Genomic DNA, 1348 nt, shown 5'->3' with positions numbered 1-1348 from the left:
GTAAGCGTCCGGCCATCACACCTTGTCAGATATAGTCGGCTTCCAGTTGTGGGGCAATAGCTCGTCGATGGAGTTGTTCTTCTGCGTCGGCAGGCGGGTCAGCACATCTTTTAGATAGGCATAGGGATCATGACCGTTCAGCTTGGCAGACTGGATCAGGGTCATCACCGCAGCCGCACGTTGACCACTGCGTAGTGATCCCGCGAACAGCCAGTTGGAACGGCCCAGCGCCCAGGGCCGGATCTGGTTTTCCACCCAGTTGTTATCGATGGGCACAGCACCATCATCCAGGTAGCGCGTCAGCGCTTTCCAACGTTTGAGGCTGTAATCCAACGCTTTGGCCGTGCCGGAGCCATCCGGCACTTTCTGACGATGCGCCTGCATCCATTGCTGCAGTGCATCAGCAAGCGGTTTGGCTTTGGTTTGTCGGATTTCCAGCCGCTTATCCGGCGGCAGGTCTTTGGTTTCCCGTTCGATCTCGTACAGTCCGCCGATGTATTCCAGAGCCTTCGCAGCCAGCTCGCTCTTGTTGGCCTCGTGCAGGTCGTAGAACTTGCGTCGGGCGTGGGCCATACAGCCGATTTCGGTGATGCCGTTGCCGAACCCGGCCTTGTAGCCGGCGTAATCGTCACAGACCAGCTTGCCCTGCCAGTCACCCAGGAAGGTGCGGGCGTGTTCACCCGCCCGGCTTGGGGCGAAGTCGTAAACGGTGGCTTTCAGGTCCGAGAATGGTGTGGTGCAGTAAGCCCAGACGTAGGCCTTATGGGTTTTCTTCTTACCCGGAGCCAACATGCTGACCGGCGTTTCATCGGCGTGCAGAACGTTGTGTTCCAGCAAGGCGTTTCTCAACGCATCTGCCAGGGGCTGCAACTGCACACCGCAGGCACCGACCCATTCGGCGAGTGTGGAACGGGGTATTTCCAGGCCGGCACGGCCGAAGATGCGTTCCTGACGGTACAGTGGCAGATGGTCCGCATACTTGGCCACCAGCACCTGAGCCAGCAGGCCGGCAGTGGGGATGCCCTTGTCGATCACCTGCGGTGGTACCGGTGCCTGGATCAAGGTCTCGCACTGCTCGCAGGCCCACTTGCCCCGGATGTGGCGCTCCACCGTGAACTCGCCCGGGACGTAATCCAGCTTCTCGCTGATGTCTTCGCCAATACGCTTGAGCTGGCAGCCACACTGGCACCGGGTATTGTCCGGTTCGTGGTGGATCAGGGTACGGGGCAGCTCCGGTGGCAGCGGGGTGCGCTTAGGCTTCTGCTTGGGTCGAGCGGCCTTCTGCTCCTCAGTCATCGCCTGGTCCAGCTCGGCTTCGATAGCGGCCAGGTCGCTGTCGATCAGTTCG

General features: G+C 60.5%; 1 protein-coding gene. It reads right to left on the bottom strand.

What is annotated here, in order from left to right; all coding sequences use genetic code 11:
* Window positions 1-15: 15 nt before the first annotated feature.
* The coding region (gene tnpC / locus Q669_RS18975; RefSeq protein ID WP_022993510.1) for an IS66 family transposase at window positions 16-1348 on the bottom strand (1333 nt) is incomplete at its 5' end.

The organism is Marinobacter sp. C1S70 (assembly GCF_000475355.1).
GTDB lineage: Bacteria > Pseudomonadota > Gammaproteobacteria > Pseudomonadales > Oleiphilaceae > Marinobacter > Marinobacter nauticus.
This window is presented reverse-complemented; position numbering and strand designations above follow the sequence as displayed.